1 protein-coding gene (running past one end of the window) is annotated in these 22,482 nt (G+C 51.9%); it reads right to left on the minus strand.

The genetic code is table 11. From position 1 onward, the window contains the following. A protein-coding gene (locus tag RQP50_RS08630) for a non-ribosomal peptide synthase/polyketide synthase (protein WP_315744817.1) crosses the window boundary here: on the minus strand, positions 1 to 22,464 show its 5' portion. The gene continues 19,185 nt to the left of window position 1, outside the view; 22,464 of the gene's 41,649 nt are visible here — the first part of the coding sequence; it begins with the start codon at positions 22,462 to 22,464; its stop codon lies off the left edge, out of view. Between the last annotated feature and the right edge of the window lie 18 nt (positions 22,465 to 22,482).

Raw genomic sequence — 22,482 nt, forward strand, 5'->3', positions numbered from 1 at the left:
CTCTCGGAAGTCGAATACTTCCAAGCCGTAACATTCCCCTTCATTCACGGCACGGTTCCAAGCGGCATAGCTGCCGTCCGCTGCAGGCGTGAACACCATTCGCAGCGCGTCATGGTGTTCTGTAATCCGCTTCATCGCCAGATGCAGCGCCTCTACCTCAAACCGTTCCTCTCGATACAACATCACGGCTTGGTTGAAGTGATGCGCATCAACCAGATCCCGCTCGGCAAACCAGTGCTGAATTGGCGTGAGCGGCACCGAACCTCGAACCTGTCCCTGTTCCGCAATGCGGCTAACTGGAGCAATGTATTCGCTGAGCTGGGCCGCAGTTGGATATCGGAACAGATCCTTCATCTCCAGCTTATAGCCAGCCTGCATGAGTCGGGACATAGCTTGAATCGCCTTAATTGAGTCTCCTCCCAGGTCGAAGAAGCTGTCATGGATGCCGATCCGCGGCACCCCGAGCACCTGCTGCCATACCGACACTAGTGCCTGCTCCTCTGGTGTACGTGGAGCTGCATACAACGTATGGGCCATGACTGTATCCGGCTTCGGCAGCGCTTTGAGATCGATTTTACCGTTGGTCGTCACCGGCAATTGTTCAAGTCGCACGAAGGTGGACGGAACCATATATGCCGGCAGCGTAGAAGACAGCAAGCTGCGCAGTTCAGAAGGATCCAGTTCGCCGCCTACGACATAGGCGCACAACTGAAGGTTGCCTGAGGCATCCGGCAGTGCGGCCACGACGGCTTCGCTTACCTGAGCCGACCGCAGCAGTTCGGCTTCTATCTCGCCTGGCTCGATCCGATAGCCCCGGATCTTCACTTGTCCGTCTATCCGGCCCATGTACTCGAGATTGCCGTCCGGCAGCCAGCGAGCCAGATCCCCTGTGCGGTAAATGCGCTCTCCGGCCGCAAACGGACTGGCAATGAAACGTTCCGCTGTCAGCTCCAGCTGATTGAGGTACCCCCGGGCTAATCCAGGCCCGCTAATGCACAATTCGCCAGGTACGCCGATCGGCTGCAGTTGACCATTCGCACCCAACACATACATTTTCGTTTGGCCAATCGCTCTACCAAGTGTATGAGACTGCCGCGGATTGCTGACTGGCAAAGCGGCTGTCACTACGCTGTTCTCCGTCGGCCCGTACTCACTAACAAACTCAATGTGGCCGTATGAAAGCATTTTTTCAATCAACGCCGCACCGATCTTCTCCCCGCCGGTAACCACACTCCGGACGGTTGCCAGCTGTTCCGGCGCGATCATTTCAAACAGTGCCGCGAGCAGACCAGTTGGGAATTGCGCATGGGTAATCTTCTGCTCAACAAGCGTACGGATAATGACTGCCGGATCGCTCAGCTCTTCATCGCCCAGCATGACAACAGTCGCGCCTGCAACGAGGGGGCCAAAGAAATGCGAGATGAACGCGTCAAACACGAATGGGCTCGCATGCAGCACCCTGCCTCCGTCGAAGTTGTAGGTTGCTGCCTTCCAACGAAGCGTATGAACGATGCTTCCATGCTCCACCATGACGCCTTTTGGCTGACCGGTAGTTCCTGATGTATAGATTACATACGCCAAATTATTGCTATTCGCTGTGCTCGGGAGATCTTCAGGCGACTCCAACTCTATATGGTCATCGTCCAAACCTAGCACCGGACAACAAACATCATCCACTGCTGTGCTCGATAATAGCAGGGTAGCGCCGCTGTCCTCCAAAATGAATCGTACACGTTCCGCTGGATCCTGTGGCGATATCGGCAAATAGGCTGCTCCCGACTTCAGCACGGCAAGCAGTGCAATAGCCATTTTTACGGATCGTTCGCACTGTACAGCAATAAGGCTTTCGGGCCCTGCCCCATGATGGCGCAAGACTCGAGCCAACTGGTTCGCCCGTTCATTGAGCTCCCGGTATGTCAGACCAGCTTCACCGCATACAACGGCCAAACGTTCCGGCGTCTTTTCCGCCTGCTCTTCGAACATCTCGTGCAGTGTCATTTCTATATCCCGTGACAACTCAGCAATAGTTCCATTATCTTGTTTGAATGACTTCATTTCATACTCATTGAACTGCTTCAGCAATTGTTCCTGTTCCGCCGCCGTCAGAAGGCCGATGCTTCCCAATGCCGCCTGCGGATTAAGGGTAATCTGACGCAAAATCTCCGCAAAGTGACCGGCCCATCGTTCAATCGTGGATTGCTCAAACAACATGGCAGCATATTCCCATGAGCAGCGCATGCCGTTCTCCTGTTCGCTTACCGATAGGGTCAGATCGAACTTGGCCACATTGGATTCGAACGGGTACGAGGTGAGCTGAAGCCCTGGAAGTGCCAGCTCCGCCTGATCCATATTTTGCAGCACTAACATCGCATCGAAAAGAGGATTGCGGCTCGTGTCGCGCTGCCGAACCACCCGTTCCACCAGTTCTTCGAAGGGATAGTCTCCATGCTCGAAGGCCTCGAGCGCCGTCTGCTTCACTTCCTGCAAATAAGTCGTAAAGCTTTTCTCCCCGGACGGTTGCGTCCGTAGAGCCAATGTATTAACAAACATCCCCAGCATGCCTTCCAAATCCGCATGCGGTCTTCCCGCCACTGGCGATCCGACAACGACTTCCTCTTGTCCCCCAAGGCGCCCCAACAGCACGCTGTAGGCGGCAAGCAGTATCATATACACGGTAGTGCCGCTCGCGCGGGCCAGCTCGCGTACGGCAGACGCAAGTTCACCGTCTAGCTCTACGTCAACCCGTCCACCCTCGAAGCTGCGCACGGCCGGACGAGGTTTATCAACCGGCAGGTTCAGTACCGGCAATTCGCCGGATAACTTTTCCACCCAATACGCTTCTAGTTCCTCGTACGCCTCACTATCGGCGTAATACTCCTGCTGCCATGCTGCATAATCTTTGTACTGCAGCTTAAGCGGAGCCAACATTTCTCCCGCGTACAGCTTTCCAAATTCATTTACCAAAATGCTGATCGAGGTGCCATCCGAGATAATATGATGCATATCGAACAGAAGCACATGATTCGCATTTCCGAGACGCACGACGGTCGCTCGCAGCAGCGGCGATTCGGCCAGGTCAAACGGGCGAAGAAATGTACGAATGAGCTCCTCGATTCCTTCTTCATGCGCTTCCTTATACGACACGCCCCACTTAACCTCATCCGATACCATTTGCACCGGCTCTCCATCCATGACGGCAAACGAGGTTCGCAGCGATTCATGGCGGGAGACAAGTGCTTGCAACGCCGTTTCCAGCCGTACCTGATCCAGTTCTCCTTCAAGCCGCAGCGCTACCGGCATATTGTAGCTCAGCTCTGCCCCCTCTAACTGCTGCAGGACATAGAGTCGTTTTTGAGCCGAAGACAACGGATAATACGCACGCTTGCCGATCGGTTGCAACGCTTGATATTCCTTGCTGCTAGCTGCCGTTTTCAGCGCTGCCGCCACTCCTTCGACTGTCGGCGAGAGGAACAGCTGACTGAGCGGCAGTTCTGCCCCCAGCACCTGATGAATCCTCGATACGAGTGTCATCGCCTTCAGTGAATGTCCGCCCAATTCGAAGAAATCGTCATGGATGCCTACACGTTCAACGCCTAGCACTTCCTGCCATAATTGTGTCAGCTTCGCCTCGGCGTCGGTTCGGGGTGCTGTATAATCCACTGCCGTCCCGCTTCCCTCGATTCCAGACGGTTTCGGCAGTGCCCGGCGATCCACCTTGCCGTTCGGCGTCAGCGGAAGCTCTTCCAGTCGGACGAAGTGTGCCGGAACCATGAATCCCGGAAGTCGTGCGGACAGGGCCTTACGCAATGATGTCATCTCTATGGCTTGGTTCGCGACCACATAGGCACACAATTCGAGCTCTCCCTGCTTCAACTCGCAAGCGATGACTGCCGAATCCGCAACTCCTTCGAGCTCGGTAAGGTGCTGTTCAATCTCGCCTAATTCGATCCGGTATCCTCTAATTTTTACTTGGTGGTCATTGCGCCCGGCAAATTCCAGACTGCCGTCAGGCAACCAGCGTACCAGATCTCCCGTTTTATACAGTCGTTCCCCTTCCACAAAGGAACTTGGGATGAATTTTTCCTCAGACAGCCGTGGTCTCTTTATATATCCACGCCCTACTCCTGCACCGCCGACATACAACTCACCATATACTCCGATTGGCTGCAAAAGATCCTGTTGAGGGTTCACGACATAAAGCCTTACATTTGGAAATGGCTTTCCGATCGGTACGTGCCCCGATGTCGTTAACGGATACTGCTTCGGAGCCCCCGTCCACTCATAGAAGGAGGAATCTACGGTCGCTTCCGTTACTCCGTAACAATTAATAATCCGCATTCCATGTCCGAACCGTTGAAGCAGCCAATGGAAATCAGGGTTAAGACAACGGTCTCCCCCCAAAATTAAAAGCCGTAACGAAGGGATATCTATTTTCCGCTCATCGATGTATTTCATAATGGTCATGACTAATGACGGCGTCGAGTTGAGCAGTGTGATCGCATGCGTACGGATTAATTCCGCTATTGCCGCGGGCTGCAATCGCAGCTCGCTTGGACAAATGACCATCGTTCCGCCAAAAGGAAGTGTACGTGCCATATCTTCGACAAATACATCAAACGAGAAGCTGGCCATCTGCAGCAATCGGACTTCCTCTGAGTCCAAACTGTAAACTTGTTTCCAAGCAAATATTCGTTCGATTACATGCCCATGCTCAATCATGACGCCCTTCGGCTTGCCAGTAGTACCCGAAGTGAAAATAACATAGGCCAAATGTCCAGGCTCAGGCAGTTGCTGTGAAGTGCCTTCCGCTGCTGCTGGGGCATCGTTTTCCAAATAAACAACATCGTAATCCGCTCCCCATGCCTCGCCGCATTCCCGTTCTGCAAGAAGAAGACGGGCACCGCATTCTTCCAGCATATAGGCAATCCGTTCGGTTGGATAATTGGCATCCAGCGGTAAATAGGCAGCACCCGATTTCCAGACTGCCAATACGGACACGACCATCCAGACGGAACGAGATACAAGAACGCCGACAATTTCCTCAGGACCGGCTCCATGCTGTTTTAGTACCTGAGCGTAAAGGCCGGCTAGATCATTCAGCTCTGCATAACTCCAATTACGATTGTCGAAGATGACTGCCGTACGATCCGGATTCAACAACACTTGTTCTTCAAACAGTTCGAGCATGGTCTTGCTGCCTGCAGGTTCAATCCGCGCCGGGTTAAACTCTTGCATCAATTGACGTTCCTGTGCCGCCGTAAGCAGAGAAACAACTCCTAACGCCGTTTCAGGCTGTTTCACTACATGGCGCAAAAGCTCGGCAAAGTGTTCCGCCCAACGTTTAATCGTATCTTCCGTGAAGATTGCTGACGAGTATTCCCAACTGCAGGAGAATCCCTCCCCCTGCTCGGATACGATCAGGGTTACGTCAAATTTGGCTACCGTGTTCTTCATCACATACGGCGCCAACTGAAGATCGGGAAGCTCAAGCTGCGCCTGATCCATGTTTTGCAGGACGAGCATCGCGTCGAAGAGCGGATTACGGCCCTCGTCGCGCTGCCGAACAACTCGTTCTACCAGTTCCTCGAACGGATAGTCCCCGTGCTCGAAGGCATCAAGCGCTGTCTGCTTTACCTCCTGCAAGTAAGCGGCAAAGCACTTTTCCCCGCTCGGGTACATCCGCATCGCCAGCGTATTGACGAACATCCCCAGCATGCCATCCAAGTCTGCATGAGGCCTTCCCGCCACAGGCGATCCAACAACTACTTCTTCTTGACCCCCAAGGCGCGCCAGCAGCGTGCTGTAAGCAGCAAGAAGCACCATGTACACCGTAGTGCCGCTCGTGCGGGCCAGCTCCCGAACGGCAGACGAAAGCTCGTCGTCCAATTCTACGTCCACTCGGCCGCCTTCGAAGCTGCGAACGGCCGGACGAGGATGATCCGCCGGCAGGCTCAGTACCGGAATTTCGCCCGCAAACTGTTCCACCCAATACGATTCCAACTGCCCATACACTTGACTATCTGCGAAGTGCTCTTGCTGCCATGCCGCGTAATCTTTGTACTGCAGCTTAAGCGGAGCCAACGCTTCTCCTGCGTACAGCTTTGCAAATTCATCTATCAAAATGTTGATCGAGGTGCCGTCCGATATAATATGATGCATATCAAACAGCAGCACGTGGCGTGCTTCTTCAAGACTCACGACGGATGCACGCATCAGCGGAGCTTCACTTAGGTTAAACGGGCGGACGAAAGCCCGTATGGACTCCTCGATCTCTTCTTCCCGAGCTTTCTCATAAGCCACAGAAAAGCTCCAGTTTTCCTGTATCCGCTGCACCGGCTCGCCGTCCACAACAGCAAACGAAGTGCGCAGCGATTCATGGCGGGCAATGAGCCCGTGCAGAGCTGCTTCCAGACGCTTACGATTTAATTGGCCTTCAAGCCACAGCGCCACCGGCATGTTGTAGCTTAGTTCAGCTCCCTCTAATTGCTGAAGGACGTACAGCCGTTTTTGGGCCGAGGACAATGGGTACTGTACCCGTTCGTCTGCCGGGGCCAACGCTTGATACCCCGTTCTGCCAGCCGTATCGTCCAGCACGCTCGCAATTCCTGCAACCGTCGGCGTGAGGAACAGTTGTCTTAACGGCATTTCTGTCCCCAACGCCTGATGAATCCTCGATACGAGCATCATCGCCTTTAAGGAATGACCGCCCAATTCAAAGAAGTCATCGTAAATGCCTACGCGTTCCACACCCAGCACTTCCTGCCATAATTGGGCTAGTTCCGCCTCAGCGTTGGTTCGCGGCGCTGTATAATCCGCTGCCACTCCGCTTCCCGCGATTCCAGACGGCTTCGGCAGTGCTCTGCGATCCACCTTGCCGTTTGGCGTCAGCGGCAGCTCATCGAGCTGCACGAATAGGGACGGCATCATATACGACGGCAACGATGCGGCCAATGCGGCACGCAACTCGGCTGCTGCCAGCGGTTGTCCACCCGTTACATAAGCGCATAATTCCTGTGCATTCTCTTTTGTATCGTTCGCTTCTACTACCGTTACGACGGCTTCGTTTACACCCGGGATGCGCAGCAGGCTGGCTTCAATTTCGCCCAATTCAATCCGGTATCCACGAATCTTCACTTGATGGTCGATCCGTCCCAGATGCTCCAGCCGCCCATCAGGCAGCCAGCGCGCCAAATCTCCGGTTCGGTACAATCGTTCCCCAGCCCCGGATACGAACGGACTGTCCACAAATTTCTCGGCCGTCAGCTCTGGCCGCGCCCAATATCCGCGGGCGACTCCCGCACCACCGATACAGAGCTCACCTGCCACGCCAATCGGCTGCGGCTGCAGCGCCTCGTTCAAGACGTACACCTGCGTATTCGCCATCGGCCGTCCAATACTGATCCGTTCATCCTCGCCCAAGTGGTCGAATGTGGACCAAACGGTCGTCTCCGTCGGCCCGTACATGTTATACAGCTCTGCGTCCGAATGCTTTCTTACCTGCTCATACAGGGTGGAAGGGAAGGCTTCACCGCCAACCAGCAGCGTCTTGATGCTCCGCAGCTTCGCCGTGCATCGCTTATCCCCAAGCAGCAACATGAGACGCGAAGGTGTAAGCTGCATCATCTGCACCGGATGCTGTGCTAACAGTTCCGCTAGTACGGCCGGATCCTGCTGCGCGTCCTCGCTGGCGAGAACGATCTGCATACCGCAGCTCAGCGGCACCCAGCTCTCCGCGGCAAAGATATCAAAGGACACCGTCGTGAGGCACAGCATTGCATCATGCGCCACGTACGGTAGTTCGCGAATCATTCCCGAGATGAAATTGACCACATTCCGGTGCTCAACGACGACCCCTTTCGGCATACCAGTCGTGCCAGAAGTATAGATGACGTATGCGCTGTTGGATGGTTTTATTTCCACGCCGACAGGTGCAGAAGAATACCCGGCCAGCTCTTCGCTGAAGGAGATTGAGATCGCTTCACCGCCAACACTTGTATTATCGCCAATATTGACGCCTTCATGGTCGCCCTGATTGTCGCACTTATCGTCACATTCATGGACACCATCAAAGCCTCTTGCCTGATTGACATGCTCCATCATACCCAGCAGACCGACCATTTCTTTCGTCAATCCATCATCCAGACATAATACATCACGCAGCGATGTGGCCTGCATTACTGTCACACTTCCAAGCTGAACCGAATCCGTCAGCATTACCCGCATCCCGGAATCCCGGATCATCCCCTCCATTCGCTCCTTAGGCAGAATAGGGTCAATCGGCACATAAGCAGCACCTGCTTTCAAAATCCCCAGGAGACCGGCGATGAGCTGCGGCGAACGGTTCATCAAGACACCTACGCGCTCTTCCTCCACCACGCCATGAGCCTGCAGCCATTGCGCTATGCGGTTGGCCTGCTCCTCCAGCTCCCGGTAGGTCAACCGCTGGTACGCGTACACCACTGCCGGACGATCAGGCGTCTTCGCCGCCTGCCGCTCAAACAGGGAAGGAATACTTGCCTCTACAGGAATCGGAACCTTCGAGTTGTTGAACTGAACCATTAACTGCTCTTGCTCGGCCGCCGCCAGCAAGCCGGCACTATTCAGCCTGACTTGCGGATTAGCAGAGACCTGACGCAGCAGCTCCGTAAAATGATTCGCCCAACGTTCAATCGTTTCTCGATCGAACAGCATAGAACTGTATTCGAGCGAGCAGCGCATTCCTTCCTCGTGTTCGCGTACCGATAGGGTCACGTCGAATTTCGCCGCGTTATAGTCGAACGGATAAGAGGATAAACGCAGTCCCGGAAGCTCCAGCTCCACCTGTTCTGTGTTCTGCAAGACGAGCATCGCGTCGAAAATCGGATTGCGGCTCGTATCGCGCCGGCGAACGACCTGTTCCACCAGTTCCTCGAACGGATAGTTTCCATGCTCGAAAGCCCCAAGCGCCGTCTGCTTTACTTCCTGCAAATAAACGGCGAAGCTTTTGTCTGCGACCGGATACATCCGCAGCGCCAAGGTATTCGCGAACATTCCAAGCATGCCTTCCAGATCAGAATGCGGCCTTCCCGCCACCGGCGAGCCGATAATGATCTCTTCCTGCCCGCTAAGACGCGATAACAGCGTACTATATGCTGCAAGCAGCACCATGTACAACGTGGCCCCGTTCGCTCGTGCCAACTCGTGCAATGACGAAGCAAGTCCATCGCCCAGCTCGAAGTCTACTTGGCCTCCTTCAAAGCTGCGCAATGCATGGCGCGAATGATCAACCGGCAGGTTCAGCACCGGCAATTCGCCTGCAAACTGTTCCAGCCAGTAAGCTTCCACCTCGCGGTACGATGGCATCTGTGCATACTTCTGCTGCCATACAGCATAGTCCTTATATTGCAGCCGCAGCGGCTCTAATTGTTCTCCGGCGTACAGCTTCATAAATTCTTCTATAAAAATATTCATCGACGTGCCGTCCGATATAATATGATGCATATCAAACAACAGCAGGTGCTGTTCTTCGCCGAGACGAATCACGGCCGCGCGCAGCAGCGGGGCCTCACTAAGGTCAAACGGACGGAGAAATGCTTGGATTTGCTTCTCAACGGCCGCCCCCTCAAATTCCTTATAAATCACGCGCAACACCGGATCATCCTCAACCCGCTGCACCGGATCTCCATTCACGACAATGAACGAAGTACGCAGCGACTCGTGGCGGCTGACCATCGCCTGCAGCGCGGTTTCCAGACGAACCTTATCCAATGCCCCCTCGAGCTGCAGCGCCACCGGCATATTGTAGCTAAGTCCCACCCCCTCTAATTGCTGTAACAAGTACAGCCGTTTTTGAGCAGAGGATAGCGGATAATATGCTTGCTTTTCTACAGGCAGCAGTTCTTCATACGTATGACAAGTTAAGGCTTCCATTGCCGCTGCCAATCCTGCTACCGTAGGCGCCTGGAAGAACAAGCGCAATGGAACTTCCACATCAAAAGCCTGGCGAATACGAGATGCAAGTGTCATCGCCCGCAGAGAATGACCGCCTAATTCAAAGAAATTGTCATGGACGCCCACGCGCTCAACACCCAGCACTTCCTGCCACAACAATGCAAGCTTGGTTTCCATATTTGTTCGTGGAGCCTGATAATCTTTGCCCACCTTGGCGCCATCCGGCTTCGGCAGCAACTGGCGATCGACCTTTCCATTCCGTGTAACAGGCAGTTTCTCAAGCTGGACGAAGAATGTAGGAATCATATAATCCGGCATTACCGCCCCGAGAGCCTCGCGCAGCTCGGCAGAAGAAAACTCGCGTTCACCTGCGATATAGGCGCATAACTCGTTATTGCCGTCCTCATCCCGATGTACGACAACGGCTGCTTCTCGAACCTCCTTGATCCCGAGAAGCCGGTTTTCGATCTCACCAAGTTCAATTCTATATCCACGAATCTTCACTTGATGATCCATACGACCTAAATATTCGATGTTCCCATCCGCCAACCAACGAGCCAAATCACCTGTTTTGTACATCCGTTCACCGGAAGAGAAGGGATTGGTGATGAACTTCTCGCGAGTACGTTCAGGCTGCTTCAAATAACCCTCTCCGACGCATGCACCCCCGATGCACAACTCACCTGCAACACCTATCGGCTGCGGGCAGCCCAGCGGATCCAAAATATAAACAGAAGAATTGCTGATCGGTCTGCCGATTGGAGGAAGCTTTGTCCCGATATCATTCGGCGTAACCGTGTACGTAGTAGCAACATGCGTCTCGGAAGGCCCGTAGTGATTATGAAGAGTCACCCCACGCCCGCCCAAATAACGCTGCAGCGACTTTCCGACAACCAACGCCTCTCCTGCTGTTATGATGTGACGCACGCTGCTAGGCCACGCGAATTCATAAGTTGGGTCATTCCATGCAAACTTTACAAAGGAAGCAGGCAAATAAATCGTTTCTATGTCCTGATCCTCGATATATCGGAAGAGCGCGACGGGATCCCGACGCATCTCCTCATCGACGACATGAAGCGTCCCGCCCGCAAGCAGCGTAGTGAAAATTTCCTGGTAGCTGACATCAAAGCTGTAGGAAGCATACTGAAGCACATTTTTATGAAAAGGTATGTCCGTATGCTTATGTTGATAAAGCACAAGATTGATAAGGTTTCGATGATTCAAAATAACGCCCTTAGGGTTGCCCGTAGTCCCGGAAGTATAAATGACGTAAATCGGCAATCCATTTTCTTCGCCCAATGAAACCTCAGTCGACTCATGGACGCTTCTTCTAATTTCATCATTCTCAGATAGCAATTCGCTCATTATCAGCATTGTTCCGTCATAGGCGAAGCTTTGAGCCATCCGTTCTGAATCGATGAGCAAGCAAGCTGCCTGGGAATCCTCGAGCATATAAGCAATACGCTCCTCCGGGTAGGACGGATCGATAGGCAGGAAAGCCGCGCCTGTTTTAAGAATCCCTAATAAGCCGATTATCATATGAGGAGAACGACCAGCCATAATGCCGACTATGCTGCCCTCCCCTATGTTGCGATGCTGCAAAGCAAGCGAAATTCGATCAGAACGTTGATCCAACTCTTGGTAAGTAACCATGGTTTCACCACATACCAGAGCAATGCCATACGGAGTCTTAACTGCCTGCTCTCCGAACAATTGATGAATGGTCGCATCTGGAATCTCCATGGAACTTCCGACATGCCAAGACGACAGCTTATTCCGTTCCTGTTCACTCAGCAAATTCACTTTACCGAGTGCAATCCCCGGTTCATCGACCGCGTGCCGCAGTAATTGGATGAAATTTTGTTGCCAACGTCCGATCGTGTCCCTTTCAAACAGGGCTGTTGCGTATTCTAGACTGCAATGAAGCTGATTTCCCCATTCACTGACGAACAAGGACAAGTCAAATTTCGCAGTAGGATTCTCCAGTTCAAACGGAGATACCTCTACTCCCTGCATCTGAAGCTCGGATTGTTCCATGTTTTGCAGTGCAAACATGACGTCAAAAATCGGATTTCGGCTGACATCCCGTTGTTGAACCACTTGCTCGACAAGCTCTTCGAACGGATATTCCGCATGTTCAAACGCTACGATAGAAATTTGCTTGACTTCTTCAAGATATTCGGCAAATGTTTTCTCCCTGGATGGCGTCGATCTAATTGCCAATGTGTTCACGAACATTCCTAGAATATTGGATAAATCAGCATGAGGACGGCCGGCAATAGGCGTCCCGACAATCAGATCTTCCTGACCGGATATCCTTGAGAGAAACGCGCTATACGCAGATAGCAGTACCATGAACAAGGTAGTTCCCGTATTTTGCGCGAGTTTGCGCAATTTGTCGGTCAATTCCGCATCTATCCAGAAATCGAGATGGCTTCCTGCAAAGCTTTGTACTGGCGGACGAACAAAATCATAGGGCAAGGAAAGAACCGGAAGTTCTCCTCCAAGCTGCTCCAGCCAGTATTCCTTATGCAGATTGTACGCCTCGGAATGCTCCTGCGCGTTCTGCCATACTGCATAATCCTTGTATTGAAGAGATAGCGGCGGCAAGCTCTCTCCCATATACAGACTCGTGAGTTCCTTTATGAATATCTCCATAGATGTGCCGTCGGAAATAATATGATGCATGTCAAACAACAACAGATGCCGTGTATCTGCCAGCTTTATCAATTGGATGCGCAGCAGCGGCGCTTGTTCCAGATTAAAAGGACGAATGAAATTCTGGATGATCTCTTGGAGCTGATCCTCCTCGACATCGCGGAATGACAGCGAAAAATCAGCTTCCGGGCCAATGATTTGAACGGGTTCGCCATTTACGAAATCAAAACGTGTGCGAAGGACTTCATGGCGAATCGTCAGCTCCTGTATAGCGGATTCCAATCTTGCTACGTTCAATTGTCCATTGAGCAGCAGCGACGCAGGCATATTATAGCTTCGCTCCGCTCCTTCGAGCTGCTGCAGAACATATAGTCTTCTCTGTGCAGAAGACAGTGGATAATATTCCCGCTCCCCAACAGACTGCAGGCCTTCATGAGTGATTTCAGCCATTCCGTCCACAGTCAGTGCCATGGCTTCAACGGTCGGGTACCGAAATACGTCCCGAATGGCAATAGGACTACCCATACTCTGATGAATGCGAGATACGAGTATCATCGCTCTTAGTGAGTGGCCGCCAAGTTCAAAGAAGTTGTCGTGGATCCCCACTTGAGATACATGCAATACTTCCTGCCAAAGCTCTGCGAGCTTAGCTTCCGTAACAGTTCGTGGAGCTGTATATTTGGAGGCTCTCGCCATATCTTCTACGGGCTCCGGCAGCGCCTTCCGATCCAGCTTGCCGTTTCTTGTAAGCGGAAGCTCCAACAAATGCACAAAATGCGCAGGAACCATATATTCAGGTAAAGCGATGCTCAGGTGATGCCTCAATTCGGTCGGCTCCAGGCGTTTGCTCCCCACGTAATAAGCACACAAAGCCTCACTTCCCGTTCGCTCTTCCCATGTCACGACAGCCGCTTGGCGAATGTCATCATGAAGAAGCATCCGCGCTTCGATTTCGCTAAGTTCAATCCGGTAACCCCGTATTTTGACCTGCTGATCGATTCTTCCTAAATATTCGAGCGTTCCGTCCGGCAGCCAGCGAACCAAATCCCCAGTTTTGTACATGCGTCCGCCTTCAATCCAAGGATCCGGTACGAATTTTTCCTGCGTAAGCTCTGGCAAATTCCAATATCCTGCAGCGACGCCTGCGCCTCCAAGGCACAATTCTCCAGGCACTCCTACTGGAAGCAGCTGCCCCTGAGCGCTCAGCACGTAGGCTGTTGTCCCCTTAATTGGCCGGCCGATCGGGATGTTTCTTTTGCCGTTTTCTTCCATAACTGCAAATGCAGTTGAGAAGGTCGTGTTTTCGGTAGGACCATAACCGTTCCAGATCGTCAGTCCCGGACATGCCTCCTTCACTGCAAACGCATGCTTCGGCGACAGAACCTCTCCGCCCATAATCAGATGTTCTACGCCAGTAAACAGACCCGCATCCTCATCGGCCAGGTGATGAAAGAGCGAGGTCGTCAAAAACATGACTGTGATTCCATGATCCTTCAGAAACGGCCCCATCCGATGAGCATCCAGCAGCACATCCCTCTCAACTGGATGCAAAGAGCCTCCATGCAGGAGCGCTCCAAATATTTCGAACGTAACCGCATCAAAGCTTACCGATCCGGTCTGCGCGAAGCGGTGATGGGCGTGGAACGGCACGTATCCATCGTTATTCACCAGATTGAGTACATTTCCATGTGTCACCAGTACGCCTTTTGGTCTTCCCGTTGTACCCGAGGTATACAGGATATAAGCCGGGTAATCGGAGTCGCTGTCGTGTGCTTCTTCAAGTCCCAAGCGCTTCAAATCCTCTTGCGCTGTTAACGCTTCATCTAGAAGAACCCCGCCATCAAGCGTGATAACCGTCCCTTGGTATGAAACAGGTGCTTTGAATTCTTGTACGGCCAACAGGAACTCTGCTCCGCAGTCACCCAATATATACAGATGTCGCTCCTCAGGCGCATCTGGATCGAGCGGTACATAGACTCCACCCGCCTGCAGAATTCCCAGTACCGCAACGACGAATTCGATTGAGCGTTCCGCCAGAATGGCTACGGCTGATCGCGGCTGTATACCTTCCCTCCGCAGCATGGCGGCAACAAGATTCGCTTGAAGGCGCAGCTCCGCATAAGTGAAATGCCGCTCACCGCACATGATGGCTGTCCGATCCGCATATAGGACGGCTATTTCTTCAAAACGTTGATGAATTGTCGTTTGAGACGTGGTTTTTTGGACTGGCAAGCCGCTGAATGTCATCAGTTGATTGAGCGCGGCTGCTCCACTTAATAACCTTGCTTCGCCAAGTGTCGTAACCGGCTCAGACGTCACATGATTCAACAGCTCCGTCAAATGGTTTGACCACCGTTCGACCGTTTCCCGCGTAAACAAGGCGGAAGCGAACTCCAACGAACCATGGTAGCCATCCGCTCTCTTGGATATCATCAAGGTAAGGTCAAACTTGGATTGCTTATCCGTAAACGCACAGGACTCGATTTTCAAATCAGGAAGATCCAGAAGGGAGTTCTCCGCGTTTTGCAGTACAAATACGGCATCGAAGAGCGGATTTCGGCTCATGTCGCGCTGGATGGCAACTCGATCTACCAGTTCCTCAAAGGGATACTCGCCATGGTCAAAAGCATCGAGCGCTGTTTGCTTGATTTCCTCAACGTATTCGGCAAATGTTTTCTGTCCGGAAGGGAACGTGCGCAATGCTAGCGTATTGACAAACATCCCCATCATGTCCGCTAGATCCGCATGCGGGCGTCCGGCTACCGGCGAGCCGACAATAACCTCCTCGTCACCGCTCAAACGGGAGAGCAGAGTACTGTACGCGGCCAAGAACACCATGTAGACGGTAACCCCTTTATCCAGCGCCAGCTTCTGTACTGCTTCCGACAATGTTTTCCCCAGCTTGAAATCAACCCGGTCGCCTGCAAAACTGCGCAATGCCGGACGCGCGAAATCGGTTGGCAGCTGCAGAACCGGCAGCTCGCCCGCAAAATGATCAAGCCAGTATTTTTCCTGCTCCCGATAAGAATCGCTAAGCACGTATTCTTGGTACCACACCGCATAGTCTTTGTATTGCAGCTTCAGCGGGGGCAATTCTTTCCCGGCATACATACTCGTAAATTCCTTGACGAATATGTCCATCGACACGCCGTCAGAAATAATATGGTGCATGTCCAACAACACATAATGGAGATGACTTGCCGCACGAACAATTTTCACGCGTAGAAGTGGCGCATGACTGAGATCGAAGGGAATGATGAATTCTGAGATCATCGAATGAAGCTGCTCTTCTTCCACGTCACAATAGTCAACTGTAAGCGCTACTTTTTCGTGTACGCTCTGCACTGGCTCTCCGTCTGCCATCATGAAGGAAGTTCGCAGCGATTCATGACGAGCAACCAGTTGCTGCAAAATTTCTTCGAAAAGCATCCAGTTCAGCATGCCTTCCATTCGAAGAACGGCTGGCATGTTATAACTTACCTCTGCTCCCTCCAACTGCTGGAGCACATAAATTCGCTTCTGTGCAGAGGTAAGCGGATAATGTTCCCGGGTTTCAGCTTGTCCAATTCCTCTAAATGCTTTGTTCTTCCGGGACACTATTACATCAGTCAATGTCTCTACGGTAGGATACTGGAACAGATCACGAAGTGAGATGTCGGCCTGCAGTTGCTTCTGGATGCGCGCTACCAAAACGGCCCCTTTCAACGATTGCCCGCCTCGTTCAAAAAAGTCGTCCCCCATGCCTAACAGACTGATACCAAGCACCTCTTGCCACAACTCTGCCATTTCCTGTTCAGCAGGATTCCGCGGGGCAATGTACTTGCTGTCTTTCTCCAACTGTCCGGTTGGCAAAGGTAATGCCCGTCGATCCAATTTGCCGTTCACGGTGAGAGGCATCTGCTTCATCGGAATAAAATAAGCAGGAATCATATAGGACGGCAACGTTTTGCCAAGTGCTGTCCGCAGCTCCTTTACCGGGTAATCCCGATCCGCCACAAAGTAAGCGCACAGACCGATATTCTCCGCTTCCCCCACAACCGTAACGGCTGCCTCTCTTATGCCTGGAAGCGTCAATAGATGCGCCTCAATTTCTTGGAGCTCAATACGGTTGCCGCGAATTTTCACCTGATGATCGATTCTACCCAAATACTCCAGCCTTCCATCCGGCAGCCAGCGTGCCCAGTCGCCGGTTCGATACATTCGTTCGCCGGGAACGAAAGGATCGGAGGTGAACTTATCAGCTGGTAACTGTGTTCGGTTGAGATAACCGCGCGCTACGCCAGAACCGGCAATACACAGTTCCCCTGGTACGCCGAGCGGAGTGAGCTGCCCTTGTGAGGTAAGAATATATACTCGTACATTTGGAATCGGGCGCCCAATTGTAACAGCCTTCTCTGGCTCTAGCTCAATCGCAGTCGTCACTACGGTATTTTCGGTCGGACCATATTCATTCATCAATTCCATGTTGGCATTCATCGACTTCAAACGGCTGATGAGCGCTGTCCCAACGGCTTCCCCAGCCAGCACAGCGCTTCGTACCGTGCGCCAGTCATCGGGATTCATACTCTCCAGCAATGCCGAATAGAAGCTCGGTGGACTTTGCATATGGGTAATGCGACATTTAGTGATGACCCCACGAATGGCCAACGGATCTTTGCTGTCTTGATCGTTCAACAAAACAACCGCCGCTCCTGACACAAGGGGGCCAAAAAAGTGGGTCACGAATGAGTCGAAAATGAAAGGATTCAACATTAACGCCTTGTCACCAGTTATAAACCGGTAGCGGTTCGCTTTCCATTGAAGCGTATTGGCCAAGCTGCCGTGCTCGATCATAACACCTTTGGAGTTCCCCGTAGTGCCAGATGTATAAATCACATATGCCAAATCCGCAGGCTCGACAGTTCTTCCTTTCATGAACGCTGCAGCCCTATCCGGATGCTCATTATCCTCAAAATAAATAACGGAACTATTGCCGATGATCTCCTCCGCCAGAGACCGGTACTCTATCGAAGTCAACAGAACCTTAGGGCAACTGTCGTTCAACATATAACGAATCCGATCCATCGGAAATTGTGGATCAAGCGGAAGATAGGCTCCTCCTGCCTTCAGAACAGCCATTAAACCAACCGCCATGTCACAAGACCGATGAATCATGACGGCGGCAATTGTCTCCGCACCTACGCCTTGCGCGCGAAGCACAGCTCCCAACTGTTCTGCTCGCTCATTCAGTTCTCGGTAACTCAACTCCTCGTCTCCAAAAATAACCGCTGGCAGCTCAGGAGTGCGGGCAACCTGCTCTTCAAATAAAGTGAGCACCGTAGCGTCAGAACGATAATCTGCCTTCGTCCCTGCAAATTGCTCAAGCAATAACTTTCTTTCCTGTCCACTTACCAAGACATATTCGTCCAATCGAGAATGTGGCGATGCTACCGCTTGGCGCAGTAATTCTAGGAAACAAGCTGTCCACCGCTCTATCGTGTTGCGACTGAACAAGGACGCCGCATATTCCCAAGTGAAGGAAAAACCCTCGGCTTCTTCTGTAACCGTGAGCGTCAAATCGAACTTAGATGCAATATAGTCAAATGGATAAGTGGAAAGAAGCAGGCCTGGAAGCTGAACCATAGATTGTTCGGAATTTTGCAGCACAAGCATTGCATCGAAAATCGGATTACGGCTTGTGTCGCGCTGCTTCACAACCTGTTCCACCAGTTCCTCAAACGGATAATCCCCATGTTCAAAAGCGGATAATGCCGTCTGGCGAACCTCCTTCAAGTAAGCGGAAAAAGGTTTAGTACCTGCAGGAAGCGTACGCAGTGCCAACGTATTGACAAACATGCCGAGAATGTTTGCCAAGTCGGCATGCGGACGACCAGCCACTGGCGTGCCAACAATGATCTCCTCCTGCCCGCTAAGACGAGACAGCAGCGTGCTATATGCCGCAAGCAGCACCATGTACACCGTACTGCCGCTCTCCTGCGCCAGCTTGCAGATCCCTTCCGCCAACTCGCCTCTCAGTTCAAAATCCGCTCGACCACCCTCGATGCTGCGCATCTCCGGACGCGGATAATCAGCCGGCAGGTTCAGCACCGGCAGCTCACCTGCCAGTTCCTTCTGCCAATAGGCTTTCTGATTCATATAGGCTTGCGACTGACGATATTCTTGCTGCCACACCGCATAATCCTTATACTGCAGCCTCAGCGGGGCGCTATCTTCTCCAGCATATAGAGATGCCATTTCTTCCGTTAAAATTTGAACGGAAATACCGTCTGAAATAATATGATGCATATCGAACAAGAGCAAATGGCGCTCTTTCCCAAAATGAATGACCTTCGCTCGCAGTAGTGGGGCAGTACCGAGATCAAATGGGCGGATGAATGCCTGGATTTTTTCTTCTGCTCTGCTTTGTTCCGTTTCCTCATAAGATAAGGCAAAAGCAGCGGCATCATGGATTTGCTGCATTGGCTCTCCGTCCACAACCGTAAACGAGGTGCGCAGCGCCTCATGGCGGGCAATAAGTGCTTGAAATGCCGCTTCTAGTCGTTCCTTATCCAAATGACCTGCAACTTGAAAAGCAGCCGGCATATTGTAACCAAGACCTGCTTCATCCAGTTGATGCAGCACATATAATCGTTTCTGTGCCGATGACAGCGGATAATGATCCTGCTCCGCTGCGGGAAGAAGAGACTCATAGACCCGCTCGCCTGCTGAAGTGACCGCTTGAGTCAATGTCTTCAGATCGGTCGATTGAAAGATATCTCGCAAGCCAATTTCGGACTGGAACTCCTGATGAATGCGCGTCAGCAGCGTCATCGCTTTCAGCGAATGGCCTCCGAGCTCAAAGAAATTATCATGGAGTCCCACGACATCCTTATTCAATACCTCCTGCCACAACAGCGCCATTTGCTGCTCTGCGCCTGTCGTTGGACGAACGTATTCTTTGTGGGATGCAATTGCATCAGGTTTCGGCAAAGATTTACGATCCACCTTGCCATTCGGCGTCAAGGGAAGCCGATCAAGCTTCATATATGTGACCGGTACCATGTAGTCCGGAAGCTTCGTGGAAAGGAATGCCCTCAATTCGGCAATCTGCGACTCAATATCTCCACCTGTATAATAGGCGCAAAGCACAGACTCTCCCTGTGCATCGGACATATTGGCAACCACCGCCTCGCGGATGTCCCCGAACTGCATCAAATGCGCTTCAATCTCTCCCGGTTCAACACGGAAGCCGCGAATACTGAGTTGATCATCCATGCGGCCTAGAAACTCTAAATTACCATCTGGCATCCAGCGGGCCTGGTCACCGGTTTTGTAAATCCGTCCGCCTGCCGCATAAGGGTCTTCAGCGAAGCGCTCGCTCGTCAACTCTGGCCGATTCAAATAGCCTATTGCTACTCCTTCTCCTCCGATACACAGCTCGCCGGCTGCTCCTACAGGCTGCAGCGTTCCTCCCGCCCCTAGTACATACAGCTTGACATGGGGAAGCGGCTTGCCAATGGGCACAATTTCTTCATTAAACAGCTGTCCACCCTGTTCCAATTCATAATAAGACGCATCGATACAAGCCTCTGTTACCCCGTAGCTATTCAGGATGCGCATCTTGGAGCCAAACCGCCTATTCAATCGAAGGAAGTCGTTAGCCGCAAGGCGATCCGAACCAAGAATAAGCAATTCAAGCTTACCGGTACTCAGGCGATGATCGTAAATATAGTCCATTAACGGCACTAGCAGGGCAGGTGTCGATTCCAGCAGCGTAATGCCATGTTCTACAATCAGCCGATGGAGCTGCGGCAGCTGAAGACGAGCCTCATTCGGGCAAAAAACGAGTACTCCCCCATTCGGCAATACTCTGGCTAGATCACCGGCAAATACATCAAATGAGAAGCTGGCAAGCTGCAGCAGCCGAACCTCCATTTCTTGAAGCTTGTATTCTTGGCGCCACGCCCAAGCCGTCTGCATCCAGCTATGGTGTTCTACCATAACACCTTTCGGTGTTCCCGTTGTCCCCGAAGTATAAATCAGATAAGCAAGCTGTTCTGGGCTACAATGAACGCCTAAATTCGCAGCATCACCGGCATAACATTCATCCTGCTGCAAATTCAAGATCACGCAATCTTCAGGCACAGCAAAACTAACGGAAGCGGCCGTCAACAAAATGCCGGCTCCACTATCAGCCAACATATAAGCAAGCCGTTCGGGAGGCAAAGAGCGATCCAAAGGCACGAAGGCTCCGCCAGCCTTAAGCACAGCAAGAACCCCCACTACAATTTCAAGCGAACGTTCACCTAAAATCGCCACGGGGTGTCCCATCTCAACCCCCTGATTTCTCAAGGTACGAGCGAGTTTATTGGCACGTTCATTTAATTGGCCGTAGCTCAACGACGATCCGTCCATTCCCGATAGCACAGCCATGCGATCCGGCGTCTTTACGGCCTGTTCCTCGAACTGTTCATGCAGCAGACCTCCGGGATGCCAATCACATTTTCGTCCCGCACTCAAGCATTCAAGGATTTCATTGCGCTCTTCCGGCGGCATTACATTAATTTGGGCTACCGCCTCCATCGGTGCTGCCATTCCTTCCCGGAGTACATGCATTAATCTCGCAAACAGGCGCTGTATATCTTCAACTGCGAAAAGATCCGTCAAATAATCGATTTGGATCGCCATCTCGCCAGTTTTTACATTTTCACGGATGTGTACGGTTAACTCGTTATCTTGATGGCCATTTCCGAGGGGCATCGTGTCATATTGTATAGGGGCATCTACCGGAACAGTGTCCCATGCCATAGGATGATAATTAAAGAAAATGGGCAGCAGCGATCCCGTAAAACCAAATCGCTCACGGAGCTCAGGAATGATGCGATTGTAAGGGTATTTCTGATGTCTAATTAGCTCGCCCTGCTTCATTTTCACCCGTCTCAAAAGGTCAGCGAAAGACATTGAACCATCTACGCGCATGCGAAATGGTGTCGTGCTGACGAGCATTCCGACCATCATTTTCTGATCAGCAGACGTTCTGTTGGCATACATGGTTCCTAATACAACCTCTTCTTCTCCGCATAGTCGCGCGAGATAAAGACATAGAGCCGTTACAAACAAATTAAAGGCAGATACTTGGTGTTTTTCGCAGAATTCATGAATGTCTGTGCATAGGGATGAGGGAAGTTGATGTCGACTGTAAGAGGCTTCACTGGTGGCCGTCTGGGATGCGCGCTCGGAAAAAGATAAGCTTGTGATTGGCGGCAACGTACTAAATTCTTTGTCCCAATATGCCTTATCCTTAAGGAACCGGGAAGAATCAAGATAGGCAGCTTCGCTATTAAGAAGTTCTGTAAAAGAGGGCGCTGATTCCAATGGAAGCTCCTCATTACGCAGCAAGGACATATAATTGTGAATGATTTCGTTGCCAAGCAGGTTCAAGGAATAACCGTCAGCTATCACATGATGAATTTTCAAAAACAAGCGAGCCTCCAACTCTCCTGTCCGGAACAACGTGAATTCAAACAATGGGGAGTCAAATAGAATGAGAGGCTGGCGCGAACGCAAATCGACGATCTCCCGCCATGTTTCTTCTCCTTCCCCCCTGACATCTAGTACATCAACATGGAATGGCTCGAACAGAGCAGTATAAATTTGCGGCTCCTGGCCGTCAATTTGTCGTAATCTCACTTGAAGAGAATCATGCCGGGAAACCAGCATATGTATGGCCTGTATAATCTTCTCTTCGATAATCATTCCCTGCAAGGTAAGCAAGCTGTTCAGCAAGGCAACGGTTGTATTGGGACTAAGCAGTTCCATATACCATACTCTTCGCTGCGCTTCTGTTAGCGTCCAGGTATTTTTTACGGTTAATTGTGATTTATTACTATTTGACATATTCATCCTTCTCCCTAA

This window comes from Paenibacillus suaedae (genome assembly GCF_032337355.1).
Taxonomy (GTDB): Bacteria; Bacillota; Bacilli; order Paenibacillales; family Paenibacillaceae; genus Paenibacillus_B; species Paenibacillus_B suaedae.